This window comes from Segeticoccus rhizosphaerae (assembly GCF_005222685.1).
GTDB classification, from domain to species: Bacteria; Actinomycetota; Actinomycetes; order Actinomycetales; family Dermatophilaceae; genus Segeticoccus; species Segeticoccus rhizosphaerae.
This window is the reverse complement of sequence record NZ_SWMA01000075.1, coordinates 1-3,699: the sequence shown is the minus strand read 5'-3', so window position 1 is coordinate 3,699 and position 3,699 is coordinate 1. Positions and strand designations below refer to the sequence as shown.

Genomic DNA, 3,699 nt, shown 5'->3' with positions numbered 1-3,699 from the left:
CGGGCCATGGTCCTGATCATCTCGCTTCCCCAGCCCAAGGCTGGAATCAGCGTGTCCAAGATTCAGGGTCAGGCCCCGTATGCCCACCGACGCCCTCATAGTCGGCGCGAGAGGTCAGGAGGCAGGGCCCGTAGGCCATCGGCCGATGGGCACTGCGACGAGCGAACTCTCCGCTACCCATCAGGGACAAGGCGTTGAAGTAGGCCGACAACTGCTCGTACGGCGCGTGAGCCTCGTGATACGGCTGGACCGACACCAAACCGCCATACTCCTCGTGCGCAGCACGCAGGCGCGGGATGGCGTCTGGCGCAAGCACAGTGTCCGCGTCGAGGAACAGGAGAAGATCGGCTCGCGTCGCGTCGGCACCAACGTGACAGGCCCACGCCTTGCCGGTCCAACCGGCCGGGACCTTCGTCACCACGATCGGCTCGGCTCCGCCGGACAACGCGGCCTCGAAGGTGCCGTCCGTGGAGCCATCATCGACGACGACGACCTCCGCAACCGCAGAGGGCGCACTGTGCAACGAAGCGAGAAGTTTCGGCAAGGTCGCGGCTTCGTTCCGCGCTGGAATCACCACGGCAACCTTGTCGGCAGCACTCACTGGTGCTACATCAGTGAGGCGGCGCAGATCAGCCAGTTGTCGAGCACCGACCGATGCACCCAGCAGCAACAGAGCCAGGAGTATCGCTGCGATCACTGTTGCGGTGCTTCCAGGAGTGTCAGCTGCAGAGGCATGCCACCGCTGGGGCGTACGGCAACGTCGGCCTGCGGACTCGGGCGGCTCCAATGGCGTGGGACTTCGACCCGGTATCTGGTGAGTATACGGCTCAGTACGATCGTCATTTCGCCGAGCGCGAAGTCTCGACCGATGCACAGCCGGGGTCCCGCGCCGAACGGCAGGTAATTGCTTCGCGGGGCCGGGTCATCCAGGAAGCGCTGCGGGTGGAACCGTTCGGCAGAAGGCCACGCGTCGGGGCGGCGGTGCAGTACCCAAGGGCTGATGATGGCGACGGTTCCGGCCGGGACATCCAGGCCGCCGATGACATCGGGTTGCCGCGACTTTCGCGAGATGACCCAGGCGGGCGGGTACAGGCGCAGGGATTCATCGATGACCGCACGTGTCCATGGCAACACCGCTGGCGTACCCGTCATCGGAATCGGACCTGCGTGCCGGGTGACTTCGTTGCGCACTCGGTCCTGCGCTCCTTGGTCCTCGGCGAGCAGCATCAGGGTCCAGGCCAGCGCCGCTGCCGCTGTTTCGTGTCCTGCGATGACCATGGTGACCAGTTCGTCACGGATCGCCTGGTCGGACAGTCCCCCTTCGATGAGCAGGCCGAGCAAGTCGTCGCCGTGAGAGCCGGCGGCCCGGCGCGTTTCGATCAGCTGGAGACACAGCACGTCCAGTCTACGTCGTGTCGATGACAACCGTCGATTCAGAGCAGACGGGACCCGCTCAGGGAGGACTGATTGTCCCCGCCGTACCACGAGTCGTGCCGCTGCACTCGACGCTTCAAGCAGCCGGTGCGCCTGTTCGGAAAGATCCGCTGAGAGAATCGCGTCACCGACGACGTTCAGCGCGATGCGTAGGCTCAGATCAGCAACATCGACGATCTGCGGGCCACGCATCAGCGGCACCTCGGTCGCCAGCATCCTGTCGGTCGCTTCCGCCACGTGCAGACCGAGGTTGTCCAGCCTCTGATGATGGAACGCCGGCGCGGCGAGGCGGCGATGCTCGATCCAATCCGGCTCGGCCGAGGCGAGCAACCCAGGACCAGTCACCCTGGCGAGAGCGCGGTACTGGATGGTGTCCTTGCTCCAGGTCCGGGCTGCTGTCTGCAACACCCGGCGGACATCGACAGGGTCGCTGATCAGCAGCGCCGGAGGGCCCGGCACCGGGAATGCGACCACGTCTCCGTACCGCTCACGAGCCGCACACAGGAAACCGAGCGGGTCGGCGCGAATCGACCAGAAGTCCCTCATCATCTCCCGAGTCGTGGGCCCTGGTGCGCCGACGTCCAACGGTCCTTGCAGCAATCTGGCGCTGAAAACAGTCACGGCGACCCACCCCACCGTCGAGCGTGCTGCCCCAGCCAACCCCACACGGCACAACTGCTCAAGATCAGCGCAAAGCCGAACGCAAGGTCCTCGATCGGTGCGTAGAACACGCGGCCGTCGCCAAACCAGGTCGCGCGCGCCCCCCCGAGAATCACGTCCTTGTCGTAGCGGACGATGCCGCGGCCGGTCAACCACGCGTTGGTCAGCAGCTGGAAGGCCAGGAGGACCCCACACGCCGTCCACCACGTATGCGACGAGGTCAGACGGGTGCGCAACAGCCAACGGTCGACGGAGATGGCCACGGCCGCCGCTGTGACGGCGAGCGCCGTATAGCTCATGGGCACCTTCCACTCTGCCGCGTGTTGTTGTCTTGGTGGCGGCGGTCGTGCACACGGCGCACGGCCTCGTAGGTCAAGATCGCAGCGATCGGAATCACGACGAAGAAGGCGATCTCTTCGAGCGGCAGACCAGCAACACGCCAAGGCAGGGTCTGATGGCGGTCGAAGCGCCAATGTCCGGCGTGGGTGGCCCAGACATCCCACAGCAGAAAGGGCGAGGCAGCCAAGACAATGGTCGCCATGAGGTGAGCCGGCTGGCGCAACACCTGTGACCGGAATGCGGGGTCCAACGGAAGTGTGCCTGCCAGACAGAACACCAGCATTGGCAGGTAGGAAAGGTGCTGCGGACTCATCGGGATCCCCGGCTGCCCGGCGTTGGTCGAGTGGGCCCCGCAGGGTGATCGACACCGCGTGATCGCACCGATAGTGGTGTCGGCAACGGACCGGTGGAGCGGTCGCCACGAACTGCTTTGAGAAGGATCTCGGCGCTGATGAGGCACATGGGCAGGCCGATGCCGGGAATGGTGCTGTGCCCCGCATAGAAGAGACCGGCGACCCGTCGCGACGTGTTGCGTCCACGGAGGAATGCCGACTGCCGAGCAGTGTGCGCCAAGCCGAGCGCGCCCCCGGACCACGCGTTCACGTCGTCGGCGAAATCCTGTGGGCCGATCGTGCGCCGGACAACGATCCGGTCGGCGAGGTCAGGCACACCGGCCCAGCTGGCCACCTGACGAATGGCCGCATCCGCAACGCGTTCGACGGCGAGATCACTATCGCCGTCCACGCCGCCGCGTCCCATCCCGGTGTGGGCGGGCACGGGAATGAGCATGAACAGATTTTCGTGTCCTTCGGGTGCCGCCTCCGGGTCGCTGGCGGTGGACCGGCTCACGTAGATGGACGCCGGGTCTGGGATCGGCTCACCGGATCCGTGAATCACATCAAAATGTGCTTCCCAGTGACGCGTGAAGAAAAGCGAATGGTGAGCGAGCTGCGGCACCGTGCCGTGGATCCCGAGAAGTACGAGTACAGCTCCAGTGCCTGGATCATGCCGGGACCACCACGAAGGGGGACGACTGCGTGCGGCGGCTGTCAGAAGCTGCGTCTCGACGTGATGCAGGTCCGCTGCGCCGACGACGATGTCGGCATCCGTCGTTTCTTCGCCGGCGGATTCAAGCGGTGGGTGCAACACCGTGTGGATCTGACTGTTCCGACAGTAGTTGGTCGAGGGCTTCGGCGGGGGTGCGCCAGCCGAGGCGTTTGCGGGGCCGGTCGTTGAGCTCGGCGGCGACCATGTCCAGGTAGCCCG

At 65.6% G+C, this 3,699-nt stretch carries 5 protein-coding genes and 1 pseudogene; all 6 read right to left on the bottom strand.

Annotated features, from left to right (window positions below):
* Positions 1 to 46 precede the first annotated feature (46 nt).
* A complete protein-coding gene (locus tag FCN22_RS21260; RefSeq protein WP_238384897.1) occupies positions 47 to 601 on the bottom strand; it encodes a glycosyltransferase family 2 protein in 555 nt (184 codons plus the stop codon).
* A 92-nt stretch (positions 602 to 693) separates the two neighbouring features.
* Positions 694 to 1,983 carry a cytochrome P450 gene (locus tag FCN22_RS21255; RefSeq protein WP_137123559.1) on the bottom strand — a complete coding sequence of 430 codons (1,290 nt, stop codon included), beginning with the start codon at positions 1,981 to 1,983 and terminating at the stop codon, positions 694 to 696.
* 68 nt (positions 1,984 to 2,051) lie between these two features.
* Positions 2,052 to 2,393 (bottom strand): lycopene cyclase domain-containing protein, encoded by a 342-nt coding sequence (locus FCN22_RS21250; protein ID WP_137123558.1) that lies wholly within the window; start codon positions 2,391 to 2,393, stop codon positions 2,052 to 2,054.
* Complete coding sequence (locus FCN22_RS21245; protein ID WP_137123557.1) at positions 2,390 to 2,746, bottom strand: lycopene cyclase domain-containing protein; 357 nt, start codon at positions 2,744 to 2,746, stop codon at positions 2,390 to 2,392. Before FCN22_RS21245 ends, FCN22_RS21250 begins: the two co-directional genes overlap by 4 nt.
* On the bottom strand, positions 2,743 to 3,582 hold the full coding sequence (gene crtI / locus FCN22_RS21240; protein WP_338016670.1) for a phytoene desaturase family protein: 840 nt from the start codon (positions 3,580 to 3,582) through the stop codon (positions 2,743 to 2,745). Before crtI ends, FCN22_RS21245 begins: the two co-directional genes overlap by 4 nt.
* Positions 3,563 to 3,699: pseudogene (locus tag FCN22_RS23000) on the bottom strand (IS30 family transposase); the annotation flags it as partial. The pseudogene FCN22_RS23000 and the gene crtI, both read right to left, overlap by 20 nt.